This window comes from Streptomyces sp. CB09001 (assembly GCF_003369795.1).
Lineage (GTDB): Bacteria > Actinomycetota > Actinomycetes > Streptomycetales > Streptomycetaceae > Streptomyces.
In genome coordinates, this window is sequence record NZ_CP026730.1 from 7,637,829 (window position 1) to 7,655,869 (window position 18,041).

Genomic DNA, 18,041 nt, shown 5'->3' on the forward strand with positions numbered 1-18,041 from the left:
TGCTTACGTCATCACCAGCCGGACGGACCACTTCGTGAAGCCCGAGGTCAGAGGCCCAGGAGTCGTTCGGCGGTACCGTGGGCCATGCGGTGCTTGTCCTCGGCGCACATGTCTGCCTCGTCGAGGAAGGCTGCGACGCCCTCGTTCCCCACGAACGGATAGTCGACGGCGAGGACGATACGCTCGACGCCCAGCGTCTCCACGCAGAACCGGAGCTGTGCCTGGTTCCACATACCACTCGGCGTGATGTGGACATGGTGCTTGAAGTAGTCCGCGAACGGGCGGTCGAGTTTTGTGATCCCCTGAGGCAGCAACTCCTCGATCCTGTCGAGATAGAACGGGATCATCTCGCCCCAGTGACCGAGAATGACCTGGAGGTCCTGGTACTTGTCGAAGACACCGGAGAGCACCATGTGGATGAAGTGCTCTGCGGTCTCCACGTGCCACCCCCACGCCGCGGTCTGGAGTCGGCTGGTCACGAGCGACGGAAGGCCCTCGTAGCTGGCCTCGGTGACCGCGCGTGGCGGCATCGCGGGGTGCAGGTAGATGGGCACACCGAGGCGATTGGCCGTGCGTAGGACAGGGTCGAATCGCGGAGCGTCCAGGAACTCGTCCTCGGTGCGCCCGTTGATCAGCGTCCCGACGAAGCCCAGGTCGCTCACGCAACGTTCCAGTTCATTCGCGGCGGCCTCGGGGGCGGCAGTCGGCAGAGCGGCGAACGCGGCGAAGCGCCCGGGGAACGCGTTGACCGCTTGTGCGGCGGTGTCGTTCGCGGCGCGGACAAGTTCCGGCGCCACGTCGGCCGGGGCCTGCTGTGCCCACAGACAGGACAGGACCTGGGTGGTGATGCCATTCCGGTCCATGTCCGCGATCCGCTTCTCGCCGAGGTCCAGCAGCATGGACTCACTCTGCAGCGAGCCCGCGAACCCGGTCCCGGCTGCGTAGGCCGCAGCGAAGTTCGGGGCGAGTCGGTTGATGGTGGGGCTGCTCGCCGCTGTGAGCGCAGGGTCTATGAAGTGCTCTTCGAGTGTGATGATCCGCATGGCAACAACCTCGAATAGAGGACAATATTGTTTCTTAAGTTGAGAGTACCAGGGGAGCGCTCGACGTGACGCGAGCCCAGGTGAGCGGCTATAAAGGACACGATGAGCCGCCCCTCCGCCACCCGTTCGAAAGACCGCGCCACTGTTGCCGCGGAACGGCCCATGCGTCGGCGTGGCGCGGAACTGACCCGGGCGATCCATGAAGCGACACTGCGGGAACTTGCCGAGACGAGCTTCGAGGAACTCAGCTTCGAGTCGGTGGCGTCGGCCGCAGGCACTGGTAAGTCCGTGCTCTACCGACGCTGGAGCACCACCGCCGAACTCGTCCTGGCGGCGCTCAAGGATGATGAGGTGGGGCTGGCCAAGCCCGTGGTGCCAAACACCGGCACCCTGCGCGGAGATCTGATCGTGATGCTCTCCACCCTCGCCCAGGTTCTGGACGAGCCGCGCGGACGTGCCTTGTGGCCCCTGCTGGTCCAGCGCGCCCGCCACCCTGAACTCTTCCAGCAGATTATGGACCAGGTCAGCCACCCCCACCGGGCCGCCCTGTTCGAGTGCATCCGCGGGTTCGCCGACCAGGGTCAGGTCAGCCCGGCCAGGGCGACGGCACGCATCGCAGCCGTGGGCCCGCGCCTGATCATCGCCGAGTACCTCGAGACGGGGAGCGTGTCCCACGACGACGTAGTGTCCGTCGTGGACGAGGTTCTGCTGCCTCTGCTGTCGCCATGACAGGCTCGAGATCGAAAGCGCTACACCTGCGCCTGTTCGGCCCTCAACACCCCAGCCATAAAACGGATATGCGCTGATCACGGCCTTCGGCAACACCCTTGAGGTCGCCCTTCGGAACTCGCCGACCTGCCTGGCCGGCCGTCTTGGGGCGTCGCGGGTGGCCACCCGGACGGTGAGGGCGCGGTCAATGTCGTTGAGGCCGGTCGCCTTGGTGACCTCGTGCTCGTCGCGGCTGGTGTCACGGCGGACGATCTCGTGGGCGCCCTTGTCCAGGACGGCCACGGAGGCGAACCGGACGGGGGCGTCCTCGTCGGACTGGATGACTGAGCCTGTCGAACCGGGTTGGCGGCCGCACGGTTGTGCTTGAGTCCGTTGATCCCGCACGAAGGCCTGTGGTGAAAGCCCCGCCTTCCTCTCCGTCGAGCGGCGGGATCTTTGCATCAGGCGCCAGGCATACCGAGCAACCCGGTGGGACCTGTCAGATCGTGGTCGGCAGCGCCCTTTCCAGGAGGGTCTCCGCCGCTGTCCGCGCGTGCCGGCCGTAGTTCGACTCGCCCAGCACCATGGCGCGGCTGGCGGCGCCGTCCGCGAGGGTCACGAGTTGCTCGGCGAGGACGGCGGGCTCGCGGCAGCCCAGTTCCGCTACCAGGTCGGTCACCAGCCGCACCATCAGCAGTTTCTGTTCGCGGGCGTAGGAGTGGATCGCGTTCTGGGGGTCGGGGAACTCCGCGGCGGCGTCGATGAACGGGCATCCGCGCACGGGATCCGTGCCGGTCGGGGGCGGGTCGAACAGTGCGAGGATTCGCTCCTTGGCGGGGACGTCCTCGCGGGCCAGCACGCCCTCCAGGGTGCGTCCCGTCGAGGAGAGGTCCTTGAGGTGGGCGAGGACCAGCTCGTCTTTGGTCCTGAAGTGCGCATAGAGGGTGCGCTTGGACACCGGTGCCCGCTCCGCGATCTGCTCCATGCCGGTCGCGTTGATCCCCTGGGCCGCGAACAGTCCGGCCGCGGCGGCCAGGATGCGCTCCCGCCCTCCGCGCCCCGGCCGTCGAGACGCCGTCGTCATCGTGGTCATGACGTAAGTATACGTTCTCGTTTACTTCGGAGGGGGTGACTGGTTATAGTGCCACTTCAAGTAAACGATTCCGTTTACTTCGGCGGCCTGAGGAGAGTTCCATGAGCGGACCGGTCTTCACCCGGACACACACGAGCGAGGCGCCCACCGGCGGGACACAGCGGGGCGGGACACAGCAGGGCGGGACGCGAACGTTGGAGTACGCCGAGCAGCTGATCCGCGCGCGCCGCGCGACCCGCGCATTCCGTCCCGACCCGGTACCCGAGGACACTCTGCGCGAGGTCTTCTCCCTGGCCGGCACCGCGCCGTCCAATTCCAACGCGCAGCCCTGGCGGGTCGAGGTGGTCGGTGGCGCACGGCGAGACCGTCTGGCCGACGCGCTGCGAACGGCCCACGCCGAGCGGCGCGTCACTGCCGACTACCCGTACTCCGAGGACATGTACGCCCCCGTCCACCAGGAAAGGCGGGCCGCCTTCGGCGCCGGTCTGTACGGAGCGCTGGGTATCGGCCCCGACGACTACCCGGCTCGCGCGGCCTACGACGCGGAAAGTCTGGGCTTCTACGGAGCGCCTCATGCCGCGTTCCTGTTCGTCACCGGCGACGGCGGGCCGCGACTGGCCGCCGACGCCGGCGCTTACCTGCAGACGCTGCTGCTGGCCATGACCGGCTACGGTGTGGCCAGTTGCCCGCAGGGCCTGCTCAGCTTCTACGCCGACACCGTCCGCGATGAACTCGGAGTGGACGAGGGGAAGCTGCTCGTGGGTATCTCCTTCGGCTACGCCGACGGGAATGCGCCGGTGAACCAGGTCGCGACCGGCCGGGCGGCCCTGGAGGCAACCACCACATTCCACACGTAGAGTTGGTCCCGACGCGCACGCCCCGAGTCGTTCCCGCAGGTCGCGATCGGCCGTACCACGGTTGACGGGGCATTCTCTGCGGGAAGACTTCGAGACAGGTCCGGCCCCGACGGCCCGGCAGCCAAGAATTCCAACAGGTGCATCGGAATTCCTATGCCTCGGCGGGGGTCCCGTTGTCCCCTCCCGCCTGCACCAGGCCCGACTGGTACGCGATGACGACGAGCTGTGCCCGGTCGCGGGCGTTGAGTTTCGTCATCGCGCGGTGGATGTGCGTCCGTACCGTCAGCGGGCTGACCACCAGCAGCTCGGCGATCGCCGCGTTGGACTTGCCCTCGGCCGCCAGCGCCATCACCTCCCGTTCCCGTCCGGTGAGGTCGGCGAGCCGTTCCGGGGGCACCAGGTGGGTGCCGGGGGCCGGGGAGGTGAGGAAGCGGGTGATCAGGGTGCGGGTGGCGCCGGGGGAGAGTAGCGCCTCCCCGGAGGCCACCGTGCGGATGCCGGCCAGCAGCGCGTCCGCGGTGACGTCCTTGCCGAGGAAGCCGCTGGCTCCGGCCCGCAGCGCCTGGGCGACGTAGTCCTCGGTCTCGAAGGTGGTCAGGATCAGCACCCGGGTGGTCGCCAGCTCCGGATCGGCGCAGATCGCCGCGGTGCCGGACAGGCCGTCCGTCCCGGGCATGCGGATGTCCATGAGCACCACGTCCGGGTGGTGGGTACGGGCCACCTCCAGTGCCTCCGCCCCGTCGGACGCCTCCCCGACGACCGCCATGTCCGGGCAGGAGTCGATCAGGATGCGGAACGTGGCCCGCAGCAGGGCCTGGTCGTCTGCGAGCAGCACCTTCACGGTCATCGGGACTCTCCTTCGCCGGCGGCGGACGGCTGCAGCGGCAGCGCGGTGGTGACATCGAAGCCGCCCTCGGGGCGGGGGCCGGCACACAGGTCGCCGCCGATGGACTGGGCGCGCTCCCGCATGCCCCGCAGCCCGAAGCCGCCGGACGTCCCGTTGACGGCGGTGGCGGTGGCGGTGGCGGTGGCCGGGCCGTCATTGCTGACGGTGATGAGCAGTCGGGAGTCGGCGTAGGTGAAGCTGACGTGGGCGGCGCGTTCGGGGGCGTGCTTGGCGACGTTGGTGAGGGCTTCCTGCACGATCCGGTACGCGGTCAGGTCCACGCCCGGCGTCAGCGGGCGGCGCACGCCCTCCTGGTGGACGACGACTTCCAGGCCCGCCGAGCGGTAGGAGTCGATCAGCTCGGGCAGGCGGGCGAGCCCCGGCGCCGGTTCCAGGCCCTCGCCCTTGGGCCGGTCGTCCTGGCGCAGCAGGCCCAGGGTGGCCTTGAGCTCGCGTAGCGCCGAGGAGGTGGTGCCGGTGAGGTCGTCGAGGATCTTCCGGCTCTGCTCGGGGTTGCTGCGCGAGAGGTGGGCGGCGGTCCCGGCCTGGGCGTTGGCGAGGGCCAGGTGGTGGGCTACGACGTCGTGCAGCTCGCGGGCGATGCGCATGCGCTCCTCGGTGACCCGCAGCCGGGCCTCCTCCTCCCGGGTGCGTTCGGCGTGCTCGGCGCGGGACTTGACCGCTTCCAGATAGTCGCCGCGCAGCCGGGCCAGGCTGCCGCCGACGAGCGGCAGGGCCATCCAGAACACCGGGCCGATCACGGTCAGGACGGGGGAGAGGTCGCGCATGCCGTCGGAGAACAGGTTCACGGTCAGCAGGGCCACCGTGACGACGAGCGCGTACAGGCGGACGGTCCGGCGGTCGCACAGGACGGCCAGCCAGTACATCGCGGCGAGGAGCGGGGCCAGCAGCAGCGGGGTGAGCAGGTAGCCGCGCGCGATCGCGGCGATGGTGACCCCGGCGACCACGACCACGACCGTGCGGGTGTGGGTGCGGTACTTCAGCAGGACGAAGCAGGACAGGCCGAGCATGACCTCCAGCGACTTCCCCGTGTCCGGGCTGTTGAGGCCGGGGAGGCTGAGATGGGTGCCGAAGAAGGCGCAGCCGATGAGGGCCAGCACCATCATCACGTCCAGGAAGCGGGGGAAGCGCGGGAAGCGCGACGCGTACTGTTCCACGCGCTCGGTGTAGCGCTCCAGGCTGCTGTTCATGGTGGGCTCTCTCGGTGAGGGGCTGGCATCCATGGTGGACGATGCGAAGCCGCCCGGGTCGCTGGGGCGACCCCGGGCGGCTCCTGCGCACCCGGTCAGGTGCGGGCGAGGTCCTTTTCGGCCGGTTCCGCCTCGGGCTCGGTCGGGCGGGTCAGGGCCTCGCCCTCCACGTCGACCCGGGGCAGGATCCGGTCCAGCCACTTCGGCAGCCACCAGGCCCGCTCGCCGAGCAGGGCGAGGACGGCCGGGACGATCGCCATCCGGACCACGAAGGCGTCGAGCAGGACGGCCGAGGCGAGGCCGAAGCCGATCATCTTGATCATGGCGTCGCTGTCCCCGATGAACCCGGAGAACACCGCGATCATGATCAGCGCGGCGGCCACGACGACCCGGGCGCTGTGCTGGAACCCGGAGGTCACGGCCTGGGCGGGCCGCTCGCCGTGGACGTATGCCTCGCGCATCCGCGAGACCAGGAAGACCTCGTAGTCCATGGCGAGGCCGAAGACGATGCCGACCAGGAAGATCGGCATCAGGCTCATGATGGGGCCGGTGGTCTCCACACCCAGCAGGTCGGCGCCGTGGCCCTGCTGGAAGACCACGACCACCGCGCCGAGCGAGGCGAGCACCGAGAGCAGGAAGCCTGCGGCCGCCTTCAGCGGGACCAGGATCGAGCGGAAGACCACCAGCAGCAGGAGCACGGCGAGCCCGACCACCACGAGCAGGTACGGCACCAGCGCGGACTGCACCTTCTCGGAGACGTCGATATTCATCGCGGTAGTCCCGGTGACCTCGAAGGTCGCCCCGGCCTCGGACTCGATGCCGAGCCGGTCGCCGCGGATGGTGTTGACCAGGTCCTTGGTCTCCTGGGCGGTCGGCGCGGTGGTGGGGACGACGGAGAAGACGGCCGTGTCGCCGGATTCGTTGAACTGGGCCGGGGACACCGACACCACGCCCTCGGTGCCGCCGATCCGCTCGGAGACGGTCTCGGCCGCGGCCTTCGGGTCGTCGGCGGCCCTGGCGTCCACGACCACGGTCAACGGTCCGTTGAAGCCGGGCCCGAAGCCCTCGGCGAGCGCGTCGTAGGCCCGCCGCTGGGTGGTCTCCGTGGACTTGGCCTCGTCGCCGGGCATACCGAGCTGAAGGTCGGTCATCGGCAGCGCCAGGGCGCCGAGGCCCGCGACGGCCGCGAGCAGCACGGGCAGCGGGTGGCGCAGCACGAAGCTCGCCCAGCGGGTGCCGCCGTTGACCTTGCGCGCCTCGCGCGGCGTACCGCCCGCTCGGCGGGCCTTGCGGTCCTTGCGGGTCAGTATGGCGTTGGGCCAGAAGCCGAGGAGGGCCGGGACCAGGGTCAGCGCGATGAGGACGCCGACGACGACCGCGCCCGCCGCGCCCAGGCCCATCTCCGTCAGCATCGGGATGCCGACGACGGAGAGACCGGCGAGCGCGATGACGACGGTGAGCCCGGCGAAGACGACGGCGGAGCCCGCGGTGCCGGTGGCGAGGGCGACGGCCTCCTGGGCCGCCCGCCCCTTGGCGCGCTCCTCGCGGTAGCGGGAGACGATGAACAGGGCGTAGTCGATGCCGACGGCCAGGCCCAGCATGATCGCCACGGTGCTGGTGGTGTCGGCCAGGCCCAGCGGACCGGCCAGGGCCGTGATGGCGAACAGGCTGATGCCCACGCCGATGAGCGCGGTGAGCAGCGGGAGTCCGGCGGCGGCCAGTGAGCCGAAGGTGATCAGCAGGACGACGGCGGCGACGGAGATGCCGATCGCCTCGGCGGTGCCGCTGGGTCCGCCCATGTCCTCCATGGCGTCGCCGCCTGCCTCGACGGTGAGCCCGGAGTCACGGGCGTGCTCGAGCGACTCGTCCAGGTGGCTGCGGCTGGCGTCGGTGAGGCCGGCGGCGTCGACCTTGTAGGTCACGGTCGTGTACGCGGTGGAGCCGTCCTCGCTGACCGCGCCGGACTCGTACGGATCGACGGTGCTCGCGACCTGTGTGCCGTCCCCGAGTTCGGCTATCGCGGCCTCGACGGCCGCCTTGTTCTCGGTGGCGGTGACCTTCTCGCCGTTCGGCGAGACGAAGACGACGCGGGCGGTGGCGCCGTCGGCGGCGGCGCCGGGGAACCGCTGCTCCATCAGGTCGAAGGCTTCCTGCGACTCGATCCCCGGCATGGAGAAGGGTTCCTCCTCCGCCTCCGGCGCGGTCATGCCGGCCAGTCCTACGGCGGCCAGCACGGCGGCCCAGACAAGGGCAACGGTCCAGCGTCGCCTGAAGGCCAAGCGGCCCATTCGGTAGAGAAAAGCAGCCACGGTGAGGTCTCCGCATCCGGGTCTCGAAGGTGCCTCCAGACTCCTGAAGAGGGGGGTGTCCTGTCGTCGTCCCGCTGCCGACACTGCGCGATACTGAATCCGCAGTACTACGCCCTCCGCGGGTCCCACCCGGGGACGAGAGCGGGTCGGCCTCAGGTCGCGGGGCGGGCCCGCGGGTCGCCCCAGTTGGAGGAGCCCTCCAGCCGCTGATGCGCCGCGCCTCCCGCACAGCAGCCACCAGACAGACCAGTGGTCACGCCTGGCCCAGGTGTTGGGCATCGAGGGGGAGACCGCGATGCGCCCCACGGACTCCGCGCGAGCCCTGCTCCGGCCGCTGAACAGCACCTCCGATGAAATCGGCTCGACCACGACACACCAGGAGGGGAATCATGGGTGAGTGACATCGACCTCGGCGGCAGCGCTCGCCCTACAGGACCATGCCGCCCTCTGGAGCATGGGCGAGATTCCTGCGACCGATGTCGTCACCGGCGCCTGCAACGCGCTCATCGCCGGCCTCGACAGCCCCGCCCTGCGAATGCTGGCCGCGTGCACACGCACGGAGGCGTATTACGACGTCCCCGATCTCCTTCCCCCAGCACTTGACGAACTGGGCCTCACCTTCTACCCAGCGGGCAGCGTTGGCGGACAGGAAGCCGCCGCACGAGTACTTGCGGCCCGGATGCCGGCCGGCGAACTGACGCCGCGCGAGCTGGCATTGCGAATCCACCAGCGCTTCGGGCACGAACTGCCCCTGGCCGAAGGACTCGCCAACCTGGACGACGAGTACGAGATCCTCGAATACGGCGACAGGACACCGGCACAGGTCGACGCCGACGTTGTGGCCGAAGCCCTTCGGCTCACTCAGCATCCTCGTGTCACATGGGAACGACACTGTGCTCGGGCCTCTGGCCGCCCGCCGGGCGGGCGCGATCCCGCGTGGTGTACGCCACCTGGAGTCCATCGCGCCCGATGAGGCGCGCAACCTTCAGGCGACGCTGTGCGGCTACGACCGCCACGAAGCCGGACGGGCGCTGCTCGCCACCGTCGATCTCTACCGCCGGTGGTCCGATGCCGGTGGAGCGGTCGTTGAACGTCGCCACCACGCCGAGAAGCTCGCCATGCAGTACCTCCACGACGTCATCGATCAAGGCCGCTGACTCAAGCGGACCACTTCGCCAGCTCCGTCCACCGCCGGTCGGACGACTGTCACGGCGACAATGACCGACACCGCGCAGTGACAGTGACCGACACCGCGCACGGCGACACCGGACGGCTTCGGCCCGGGGCGAACCGACTCAAGCACCTTGCTCGTCCTCCTCATTGCCTCACTCGCAGCCAAGGGGACGTGCTCATGCAGGAATTCACCACGGAAGCCGATTACACCGACGTGTTCGGCACTGACGACGACTTCGAGGAGTCGCACTGCTTCACCTACGTGCAGACCGTCCCCCCGGAGGAACTCCTGGGGGAGCTGAAGGCTCTGCCGGTCACCGCCGGGACGGCGGTGACCGGGCTGAGCGCGCTGCGCGAGTGGACGATCGAGCTGTACCGCCTGAAGGACCACGTCTTCGAGGAGGTCCAGCCGGTGGGAGTCGTCCCGGTCGGTGACTGGACGCTCATGGTCGAGTACAACGGCTTCCTGGGCACCGAACCGGAGGTCATGCTTCCCGTGACAAGAGGGCGGACCGTGGTCTCCCACATGGCCAACGTCTCCCCCGTGGGGCCCTTCTGCTGGTACGCGGACGGGTCCGTACGAATGTCCTACGACGAGGACCCCTACTGCCGTGAAGGCAGCCACCCTGACGATCTGCTCGACATCATGCGCAAGGTGGGATTCGGGCCGATGGAAGACCCGGACGCGGACGAGGACGAGGTGAAGAGCCTCACCCCGGCCAAGTTCGCCCTGGCGCACCACGTCACCGGAGTCCGGCTGACCCGCCGGCTCCTGGAGACGGCGGAGTTCACCTGCGGGCTGGTGCCCAAAAGACCCGCCACCTCCTGGCTGCGGGCCTGAGGCCCAGGCAGAGCGGCGGCCCGTTCGGTCACGCGCACCCGCCACGGGCCGGCCGTGGAGCTCCGGCGATCGGGGCCCGTACGCGCGTGCCCGCGCGGCGCCCGGTCATGGGGCCAGTGCGGCCGCCCACCGCGTGAAGATCTCGGCGTACCGCGCCGGGTCGGACTGGTGCATCATGTGTGACGCGTCCGGCACCGACTCGTAGTCGACCTTCACCCCTGCCGATTCCATCAACCGCCGGGCCTGCGCGGCCTGTTCGTTCGAGAGCGCCCCGAGCAGGTTCCCGGTCTCCGGGTCGGTGCCGCGCGAGTGGTGCGTGAGGAGCACCGGCGTGTTGACCCGGCCCAGCATGCGCTCGTGCGGGCAGTTCAGCCCGACGGTCCCCTCGTAGAAGGCCCGGGCCCATTCCGGGTCGTACTCCTTCAGGTGCTGCGGGATCACGTCCGCCACGAAGGACCGCGCCATCGGCGACGCCGAGGCGCCGGCCGCGCGGCAGAACCCCTCCCAGTCACCCACGCTCCACTGGTCGCCGAGATACGTGCGGAACAGCTCGAACACCGGACCCGACCCTGCCGGACCGAGTGGCCGTGAGCGGGGACGAGTTCGGACGCGAAGAACGGCGGGTCCTCGCACAGGACGCCGCGGAGCTGACCTGGCATGGAGTACGCCGACAGCCACGCCGCGAGGACGCCGCCGGAGGAATTGCCCGCGACGACGACGGGCTGCTTCACCACCAGCGCGATGAACCGGACCAGATCGTTGCCGAAGTTGTCGAGGCTGTACCGCTTCGGGGTCCAACTGCTGCGCCCCTGGCCCCGCAGGTCGACGGCGTAGACGTGGAAGTGCTCCGCGAGGAGGCCCATCGCCGCCTCGTACGACCACCAGGATCCCGTCTGCTCGGGGATCAGCAGCACGGCGGGCCGGTCCGGGTCACCGGCCTCGGCGTAGTTCATGGTGATCTCACCGAGATCGACCTGCTGTTCGGGGTAGGCGTGCGGGACGTGGACGTCGCGCAGCGCGGGGGTGGTCACCATTGTGGTCTCCTCGGTCTGTGCTGCCCGTCGTTATGGGCGGACGGCGCTTCCCGCGGCCCGGCGCCGCTGATCAGAGCCGGCGCCCGCCCTCACCGGGTGGGCACGTCAGAGAGCTATTATTCGAACCGTGGCAGACGACACGCACCGACGATTCCGATGAGTGGAACACCGGTACAAGTCCCGCGCTCGGGCAGGCCGTTGCGCGGCGAGCCGGTCCTGGAGCGGGCCTTCCGGGTCCTGGGCGCCTTCACCGAGGCCGGTGAGGGCCTGGCGCTCCACACACTCGCGGCCCGGGCGGGCCTTCCGAAGAGCACCACGTCCCGGATCGCGGCCCAGCTGACGGACGTGGGAGCCCTCGAACGCCTCGACAACGGCGACTTCGTCGTCGGCCTGCAACTGCTCGAGATCGCCTCGCTGGCACCTCGCGGCCACGGACTGCGCGCCGCCGCGCTGCCGTTCATGCAGGACCTGCACCGGGTCACCGGCCAGCACATCCTCCTCGCCGTGCGGGACGGCGACGAGGCCGTTCTGGTCGAGCGGCTGTCCGCCCGGAACGCGGCGGCGGTCAAGTACCGGGTCGGCGGACGCCTCCCCCTCATCGGGACCGGCATCGGCATCGCCCTGCTGGCGCACGCCCCCGGGCGCATACGGAAGGAAGCGCTGGCCGGCGCGGACGACGCGGCCTGCGTCCGCCGGCTCCTGGCCACCGTACGCACGGACGGCGTCTGCTCCGTGACGGTGCCCAACCCACTGCGCTCCGGGCCCACCGCCATGTCGACCGTCGCCGCCCCGATCCTGAACCGCCGCGGCGACGCACTGGGCGCGTTGTCATTGGTCGCACCCGATGACGGCGGGCCCCGTACCGCGGCCGTGACGGCACTGCGCAGGGCGAGTCTGGCTATCTCCCGGGCCACGAAGACGTGAACCACGCCTGCGCCGGACAGCCGACCGGCGCCCGTCGGCGGGAACTCCCGCGGCCCGGTGCCTGCCACCGGGCAGGACGTCCACGGCACCACTGCCGTGGACGGCCGGAACGGCACACCGCTCTCCGTCCACGGCACCACTGCCGTAAACGGCCGGAACGGCACACCGCCCTCCGCCTGCTTCGGCCGTGCAGCCGCCGGCGCCTCAGGGCTCGACGAACTTGTCGGCCAGTCCCCGGTCCAGGTAGTCGTCCGGCAGATCCTGGATGACCAGCTCGGCTTCGGTGCGCCCGGTGTGCAGCCGCCAGTAGGCGTCGGCGATCGTCTGCGGCTGGGAGTCGTGGCCCCCTTGGCCGATGTAGGCGGCGATCGCCACGTGCGCGGCGTAGACGCCGGTACCGGAGAGCGCCGCGTGCAGGTTGAGGATCCAGTTGCGCATCCCGCCGGTGGCGATCTGGACGTTCGCCACGTGCGGGGCGATCACGGGCCCCGATCCCGCCCCGCTGCTGACCAGGATCGTCCCCGTGCCGCGCTCCAGCATGCCGGGCAGGACGTGCTGCACTGCCGCCACGCCCCCGAGCAGATAGAGGTCCAGCTGGGCCAGAACCGAGTCGACGGTGACCTTCGTGGCCTCGACCAGCGGTGCCCGGCGCAGGTCGGCCGGGGACGGCGCGGGCGAGTACTCGAGTATGTCGATCGGTCCCAGCCGCTCCTCGGCTGCGGTGAGCGCGGCGTGCAGAGCCGAGCGGTCGGTCACGTCGGCGGGGAACGCCTCGGCCCGCACACCCGTGTCGGACAACTCGTCGGCCACTGCCTGCAGCGTCGTGCGGCTGCGGGCGATCAGCGCCACGTCGACCCCTTCGGCGGCGAACCGCCGGCCGATCGCGCGCCCGAGTTGAGGGCCTGCGCCCACGATCGCGAGCGTGCTCATTTTCGCCACCTCGTTACCCTTGTATCGACATTCCGGACCGCGGATGTCGGATCTTCGATGTATGCCGGAACAAGGGTAGGAAGCGTGTGGTCCCGGCGCCTCGGACCGGTGCGTCAGCCCGAACGGGAGATTCGCGACAACGATGAGCGGCACTTTCTCGGCGGACGTGAGCGGCGCGAACGCCTTCAGCGTCTTCGCACACGAGTGGCGGAGCCGGATGGGCGAGACCTTCGCTCTGGCGCCCTTCCACCGGACGACCGTGTCCGGCTTCTCGGTGCGGTCCCGCGGGTTCCGGGTGCGGGACATGATGTTCAACCGCTTCGAGACCGCCGCCGCCCTGCGGACGGGGGGCCGACGGGTCGGGGCCGACGGTCACGTACGTCTGTGGATCGTCCACCGGGGGGCCTGGCGGTTCGGCGAACCGGGAGGAGCCGAGCACACGGCACCGGCCGGCCGCCTGCTGGTACAGACGGGAAGGCTGTCCCACTTCTCCGCGGCGCCACGCACCGTCGTGCAGGTACTCGTCCTGCCCGCCGCAGAGGTGCGGCCCGGGCGGGGCGGGCCGGCCTCCGGTCCGGCCGACACCGCCGAGGTGCGGCTGCTGACGGCGCACGCCGCCATGGTGGGCCGGATGCTGGACGGTCTCGGGCCGGCCGGGACCGACGCCGCCCGCAGCACCCTGGCCGAGTTGGCCCGGGCCGCCGCCGGGGGCGGCCTGGACGACGTGGAGCCCCTGTTGTCTCCGGCCCTGGCCCAAGCCGCGCGAGAACTGGCCGACCGCCGGCTCACCGACCCCGCCCTGTCCCCCTCGGCTCTCGCCCGGGAGCTGAACGTCTCCCCGCGCACCCTCCAACGGGCCTTCGCCAGGGAAGGCCGACCGCTGAGCACCTACATCCGGCGCCGCCGCCTCGAGGAGGCATGCCGCGCGCTCGTCGCACCGCACCGGCGCATGAGCGTCACGGAGATAGCCGCCCGCTGGCAGTTCGCCGACAGCGGCCACTTCGCGCGCGCCTTCCGCAAGTACTACGGCCGGACCCCGACCGACTACGCCGCGACCGCTGCTCGTGAAACGGATGCCACATAGCTGTGCGGGCCGGTGCCGCCACCCGCCCACGGCAGGGACGCCCCGGTCAGAGGGTGCCCTGTTGCCTGCCGCTGTGGATGTCCCGGCTTCGGTCCACCATGATCACGGCCTTGCCGGACGCAGCGGTGACTGGTGCTGTGCCCGGGTTGGTTCACCGGGTTGGCGGTACTGTCCGCGCATGCATCAGCTCCCTTGCACTTTGGAAGCCCTCGTTGTGCGCACCGACTTCTCGGCAGACGATGCTTGGGTCTCCGTTCGGACGGCGCTGTACTCGCCCAGCAGGGACGGCTTCTTGGCCAATGTGGCTCTCGTCGATGACCGGAGATACGAGGGCTTGGTGCCCGAGCAGGCCCTCGACCTCATCGTTGCGGAATACCGGCATCCCCTTCTTGTCCTTGCGGACTCTGTAGCTTTCGCCTCGGCTGAACTGCCGCTCCTCGTCGTGGACCTGCGGGGTGGGCGCGGGCGGTGTGTCCGCGTCGTGGCAGCCGAGCTGTGGAGTATCGAGAACAACCTCTCGGAGGCGAACATGGACTTTGAGGAGTTCGCCGGTGCCGTCGGCGACGAGGCGTTTTCCGAGGTTTCTGAGTCACCGGACGCCGGGCGGTGTTCAGGCTGCGGGTACGAGGCGGCGTCCGCTCGAGCGGACGCCCTTCTCGCTGCGGACGCGCGTTCTCTGCGTTGGGCGCGAGTACGTCGGGTGGCGGGCGCTGGAGTTGTGCGGGCGCAGATAGCGGTGCAGTGCCTGGGTTTGCGCGGGGGCATGGTGGGAGTCGGCCGGGGTGGCCTGTCGCAGCGGGCCACGCTCGGCACGGGCGTGCCTTCCCGGCCGACGGTGCAACGTCGGCCCAACTCGATGACCAGAAGTCGATCACTCGGGAAGGTACGCCCTTCGCGCGCCCGATCCGAGGCCGATCCACAGGTCATGAGCATTGCTCCCGCCAGATCCGCGACACGTCGACTGCGAGAGACCCCTCTCCGTCTCCAGCACAGCCCACTCCTCGTCCGACAGCAACAACTCGCCCTTCGGCCGCCCAGTACGTGCCACCAGGCAACCCTGAACATCTGAACACAATTCCTGACTAGGACGACTGGCGGGGCGGGTCGCTAGACCTGGCGACTCGAAACCCGCAGCCGGACCGGACGCATCGCCCAGTCCCGTGGTTTCACAAGCGTGGCTGTCCTGCACGTGACCGACGAAGTGAGGAGCGCCGTTGACCTGGCGCGATGGGACCTGTTCAGAGTCCTGACGCGGTCAGGAACGCTGAACTTCTCAGATGAAGAGGCAATAGGGTCCGATAAGCGTGTGCGGTGGCTGGTGCCCGGTCGGGAGACCCTTCTGCCCGGGGTCACGCTTCGTAGCGGGCAGCTAGGGTTCGTGCCGTCTCGGCCATGCGGCTGCGTAGTTCGGCCGGTGCCAGAACCTCGGCATCGGCGCCCAGCCGCAGGAAGTCCCGGTGGGCGTGGTCGATCGACTCAATGGGTACGCGGACCTCCGTCCATCCGTCGGCCGTGGGCGTCACCCCGAGGCGGCGGGCGCCCTCCGGGGTGAGCCGCACCAAGGCGTCCGCGGTGTGCAGCCGCGCTCGGAAGTCGGCCAGATAGACGTTCCAGTATCCGGCCAGGTCGAACCCGTCCGGGATGACGAACTCTTCTTCCAGCGACCGGATTCCGAGGATCTGGTCAACTCGGTAGGTGCGAATCCCCGACGGCCCACCGGCGACCAGGTACCAACGGCCGGCCTTGAGGACGAGCCCGTACGGCTCCACCCGCCGCTCGATCTCCTCCGGCGCCCGCCAGCGCCGGTACCGCAGTACCACCACCCGCCGCGCCCACACCGCGGCGGCGACCGCGGCCAGGTGAGGCACTTGGTCGACGTCGCCGTACCAGCCGGGGGCGTCGAGCAGGAACCGTTCCTGGATCCGCTCGGCGTGCTCGCGCAGCTCCGCCGGAAGGGCGGCTTGCAGCTTGAGCCGGGCGGTGGCGAGCGCCTCGCCGAGACCGAGTTCGGCGGCGACGCCGGGGAGTGCGACGAGGAACGCGGCCCGTGCCTCATCCATGGTCAGTCCGGTGAGCCGGGTCCGGTAGCCGTCGACCAGCCGGTAGCCGCCGGCGTGGCCGGCGGCGCCGTACAGGGGGACGCCGGCGGCACCGAGCGCCTCGACGTCCCGGTAGACCGTCCGAACGGAGACCTCCAGTTCGTCGGCCAGCTGCCGGGCCGTCATCCGGCCCCGGTTCTGGAGCAGCAGAAGCAGGGTGACCAGCCGGCTCGCACGCATGCCGCTCAGTATCCACTGACAGTGGATGTCAGCGGACCGGCCCTAACCTCCGCGCATGGACGACAACTGGACCGTGGACCTCACGCCCACCGTGAAGGCCACCACATGAGCATCGTCGAACTCCGGCAGTACACCCTGCATCCCGGAGCCAGGGAGACGCTGATCGAGCTGTTCGAGCGCGAGTTCGTGACCGGTCAGCAGGCGGTCGGTATCACCCTCGGCGGCCGGTTCCGCGATCTGGACGACCCGGACCGCTTCGTCTGGCTGCGCGCGTTCCCCGACATGGCGCATCGACGGCGCGCGCTGGAGGCGTTCTACACCGGCCCGATCTGGCGCGAGCACCGCGACACCGCGAACGCCACCATGATCGACAGCGACGACGTCCTGCTGCTGCGCGGCCCGGGCTTCACACCGGAGCCGGGGACGAGCGAGGTGCTCGCGACCGTCTGCCATCCCACCGACGCGGCCGACTTCGACGCGTACGCCGCCCGGCACCTGGGCCCGGAACACGCACTGCACCGCACCGAGCACGCCGAGAACGATTTTCCCCGCCTGCCCGTTCGCACCGGAGAGGATGTCCGGATCTGGTTCGGCCGGGCCGAACCGGCACCCTGGCCGACCCAGCGGCTGCGGCTGGAGCCCGTGAAGCCGCACTGATCGTTTCAGAATGCCGCCGTGCGGAGACGCTGCCGGCCCCATGGAACAATCCCTCCAGCCACGGGCTCAGGGGGATGACGCCGTATGGAACGCGTTGAGACTGCACGGGACCAGAGGCAGGCGACCGGTGACCTCACTGACCGGCGACGCGGGCCAGGGCCCAGTCGTTGTAGTCCTTCTCGGAGGTCTCGCGCCGCATCCGCGCGGAGGTCTCGACGTCTTCGCCGACCAGGTAACGAAGCTGCGTGCTGTCGTCGCCGGCCGCAGTGACGACGGTTTCGGCCACCGTCTGAGGGGTCGCGAGCCGGTAGGGCCACTCCTGCTCGAACGCGCCCATCACCTGCTGCACGAGCGTTTCGTAGCCGGCGGCGACGGGGACAGCCTGAGCGCTCTCGGCGGTGCGGGCCAGGAAGTTGGTTCCCCGCACCAGCCCGGGCTCGATCAGCTTGACCGAGACCCCGCGCGCAGCTGCCTCGTAGCGCAGGGATTCAGTGAAGCCTTCGACGGCGAACTTGGTGGCGCTGTACACCGACAGCAGCGGCTCGGGGACGATCGCGGCTCCGGAGCTGATCGTGATCAGGCACCCGCTGCCCTGGGCCGCGAGGATCGGCAGGGCGGCCTGCGTCACCTGCATCATCCCGAAGACGTTGGTCTCGAACAGCGCACGGACAGTCGCCATCGGGGTGGACTCGAAGACGGAGAACAGCCCGGCGCCGGCGTTGTTGACGACGCAGTCGAGCCGGCCGAAGCGGACCAGGGTGTCCCGGAGGGCGGCCTGGATCGAGTCCGGGTCGGTGATGTCCAGCGCGCAGGTCAGAAGGTGCTCGGTGTCCGGGCCGAGGTGGCCCTCCGGCGCCGGGCGGCGGGCCGTCGCGACGACATTCCACCCCCGGTCCAGGAAGAGCGCGGCCGTGGCCTTGCCGAGCCCCGACGAGCTGCCGGTGATCAGGACGGTTTTGCGGGTCTGTGTGCTCATGTATCGAGTCTCGACGCCATCGGCCCGGACTGTCTA

General features: G+C 70.0%; 18 protein-coding genes. 7 read left to right on the top strand and 11 right to left on the bottom strand.

Annotated elements, in window-relative coordinates; all coding sequences use genetic code 11:
- Positions 1-47 precede the first annotated feature (47 nt).
- Positions 48-1,043 carry an amidohydrolase family protein gene (locus C4J65_RS35240; protein WP_115746113.1) on the bottom strand — a complete coding sequence of 332 codons (996 nt, stop codon included), beginning with the start codon at positions 1,041-1,043 and terminating at the stop codon, positions 48-50.
- A gap of 102 nt (positions 1,044-1,145) precedes the next feature.
- Between C4J65_RS35240 and C4J65_RS35245 the strand changes: the two genes are divergently transcribed.
- The gene (locus C4J65_RS35245) at positions 1,146-1,772 is read left to right on the top strand and encodes a TetR/AcrR family transcriptional regulator (protein ID WP_205351116.1); all 627 of its coding nucleotides are present in this window, start codon (positions 1,146-1,148) and stop codon (positions 1,770-1,772) included.
- 478 nt (positions 1,773-2,250) lie between these two features.
- On the opposite strand, the gene C4J65_RS35250 is transcribed toward C4J65_RS35245, so the two are convergent.
- A complete protein-coding gene (locus tag C4J65_RS35250) occupies positions 2,251-2,844 on the bottom strand; it encodes a TetR family transcriptional regulator (protein WP_115746115.1) in 594 nt (197 codons plus the stop codon).
- Positions 2,845-2,945: 101 nt separating this feature from the next.
- Between C4J65_RS35250 and C4J65_RS35255 the strand changes: the two genes are divergently transcribed.
- Entirely contained in the window at positions 2,946-3,701 is a 756-nt protein-coding gene (locus tag C4J65_RS35255; RefSeq protein WP_115746116.1) for a nitroreductase, read from the top strand.
- Between the two features lie 151 nt (positions 3,702-3,852).
- On the opposite strand, the gene C4J65_RS35260 is transcribed toward C4J65_RS35255, so the two are convergent.
- From C4J65_RS35260 to C4J65_RS36265, 4 genes are all read right to left on the bottom strand, one after another.
- Positions 3,853-4,548: a response regulator transcription factor gene (locus C4J65_RS35260; protein ID WP_115746117.1), complete on the bottom strand. Its 696-nt coding sequence runs from the start codon at positions 4,546-4,548 to the stop codon at positions 3,853-3,855.
- On the bottom strand, positions 4,545-5,798 hold the full coding sequence (locus C4J65_RS35265; protein WP_115746118.1) for a sensor histidine kinase: 1,254 nt from the start codon (positions 5,796-5,798) through the stop codon (positions 4,545-4,547). Before C4J65_RS35265 ends, C4J65_RS35260 begins: the two co-directional genes overlap by 4 nt.
- A 95-nt stretch (positions 5,799-5,893) precedes the next feature.
- Positions 5,894-8,107, bottom strand: a complete 2,214-nt coding sequence (locus C4J65_RS35270) for an MMPL family transporter (protein WP_162833503.1) — start codon at positions 8,105-8,107, stop codon at positions 5,894-5,896.
- A gap of 427 nt (positions 8,108-8,534) precedes the next feature.
- Positions 8,535-8,975 (bottom strand): hypothetical protein, encoded by a 441-nt coding sequence (locus tag C4J65_RS36265; RefSeq protein ID WP_162833504.1) that lies wholly within the window; start codon positions 8,973-8,975, stop codon positions 8,535-8,537.
- A 25-nt stretch (positions 8,976-9,000) separates the two neighbouring features.
- Between C4J65_RS36265 and C4J65_RS35280 the strand changes: the two genes are divergently transcribed.
- Positions 9,001-9,264, top strand: coding sequence for a hypothetical protein (locus tag C4J65_RS35280; protein ID WP_205351117.1), 264 nt, complete (start codon positions 9,001-9,003; stop codon positions 9,262-9,264).
- Between the two features lie 194 nt (positions 9,265-9,458).
- Complete coding sequence (locus C4J65_RS36970) at positions 9,459-10,121, top strand: DUF6461 domain-containing protein (RefSeq protein WP_240330595.1); 663 nt, start codon at positions 9,459-9,461, stop codon at positions 10,119-10,121.
- 105 nt (positions 10,122-10,226) lie between these two features.
- Here C4J65_RS36970 and C4J65_RS36975 read toward each other — a convergent pair whose 3' ends face one another.
- Both C4J65_RS36975 and C4J65_RS36980 read right to left on the bottom strand, forming a co-directional pair.
- Positions 10,227-10,571: a hypothetical protein gene (locus C4J65_RS36975; RefSeq protein ID WP_240330596.1), complete on the bottom strand. Its 345-nt coding sequence runs from the start codon at positions 10,569-10,571 to the stop codon at positions 10,227-10,229.
- Entirely contained in the window at positions 10,559-11,155 is a 597-nt protein-coding gene (locus C4J65_RS36980; RefSeq protein WP_240330597.1) for an alpha/beta hydrolase, read from the bottom strand. Before C4J65_RS36980 ends, C4J65_RS36975 begins: the two co-directional genes overlap by 13 nt.
- 156 nt (positions 11,156-11,311) lie before the next feature.
- Between C4J65_RS36980 and C4J65_RS35295 the strand changes: the two genes are divergently transcribed.
- Complete coding sequence (locus C4J65_RS35295) at positions 11,312-12,079, top strand: IclR family transcriptional regulator (protein ID WP_115746120.1); 768 nt, start codon at positions 11,312-11,314, stop codon at positions 12,077-12,079.
- Between the two features lie 204 nt (positions 12,080-12,283).
- Here C4J65_RS35295 and C4J65_RS35300 read toward each other — a convergent pair whose 3' ends face one another.
- On the bottom strand, positions 12,284-13,009 hold the full coding sequence (locus tag C4J65_RS35300) for an SDR family NAD(P)-dependent oxidoreductase (protein ID WP_162833505.1): 726 nt from the start codon (positions 13,007-13,009) through the stop codon (positions 12,284-12,286).
- A 142-nt stretch (positions 13,010-13,151) separates the two neighbouring features.
- Here C4J65_RS35300 and C4J65_RS35305 point away from each other — a divergent pair, with 142 nt between their 5' ends.
- A complete protein-coding gene (locus C4J65_RS35305) occupies positions 13,152-14,093 on the top strand; it encodes a helix-turn-helix domain-containing protein (protein ID WP_115746122.1) in 942 nt (313 codons plus the stop codon).
- Between the two features lie 1,349 nt (positions 14,094-15,442).
- Here the strand turns inward: C4J65_RS35305 and C4J65_RS35315 are convergent.
- Positions 15,443-16,372 carry a WYL domain-containing protein gene (locus C4J65_RS35315; protein WP_115746124.1) on the bottom strand — a complete coding sequence of 310 codons (930 nt, stop codon included), beginning with the start codon at positions 16,370-16,372 and terminating at the stop codon, positions 15,443-15,445.
- A 105-nt stretch (positions 16,373-16,477) separates the two neighbouring features.
- On the opposite strand from C4J65_RS35315, the gene C4J65_RS35320 reads away from it, so the two are divergent.
- Positions 16,478-17,029 (top strand): NIPSNAP family protein, encoded by a 552-nt coding sequence (locus C4J65_RS35320; RefSeq protein WP_115746125.1) that lies wholly within the window; start codon positions 16,478-16,480, stop codon positions 17,027-17,029.
- A 133-nt stretch (positions 17,030-17,162) separates the two neighbouring features.
- On the opposite strand, the gene C4J65_RS35325 is transcribed toward C4J65_RS35320, so the two are convergent.
- Positions 17,163-18,005, bottom strand: coding sequence for an SDR family oxidoreductase (locus tag C4J65_RS35325; protein ID WP_115746126.1), 843 nt, complete (start codon positions 18,003-18,005; stop codon positions 17,163-17,165).
- Between the last annotated feature and the right edge of the window lie 36 nt (positions 18,006-18,041).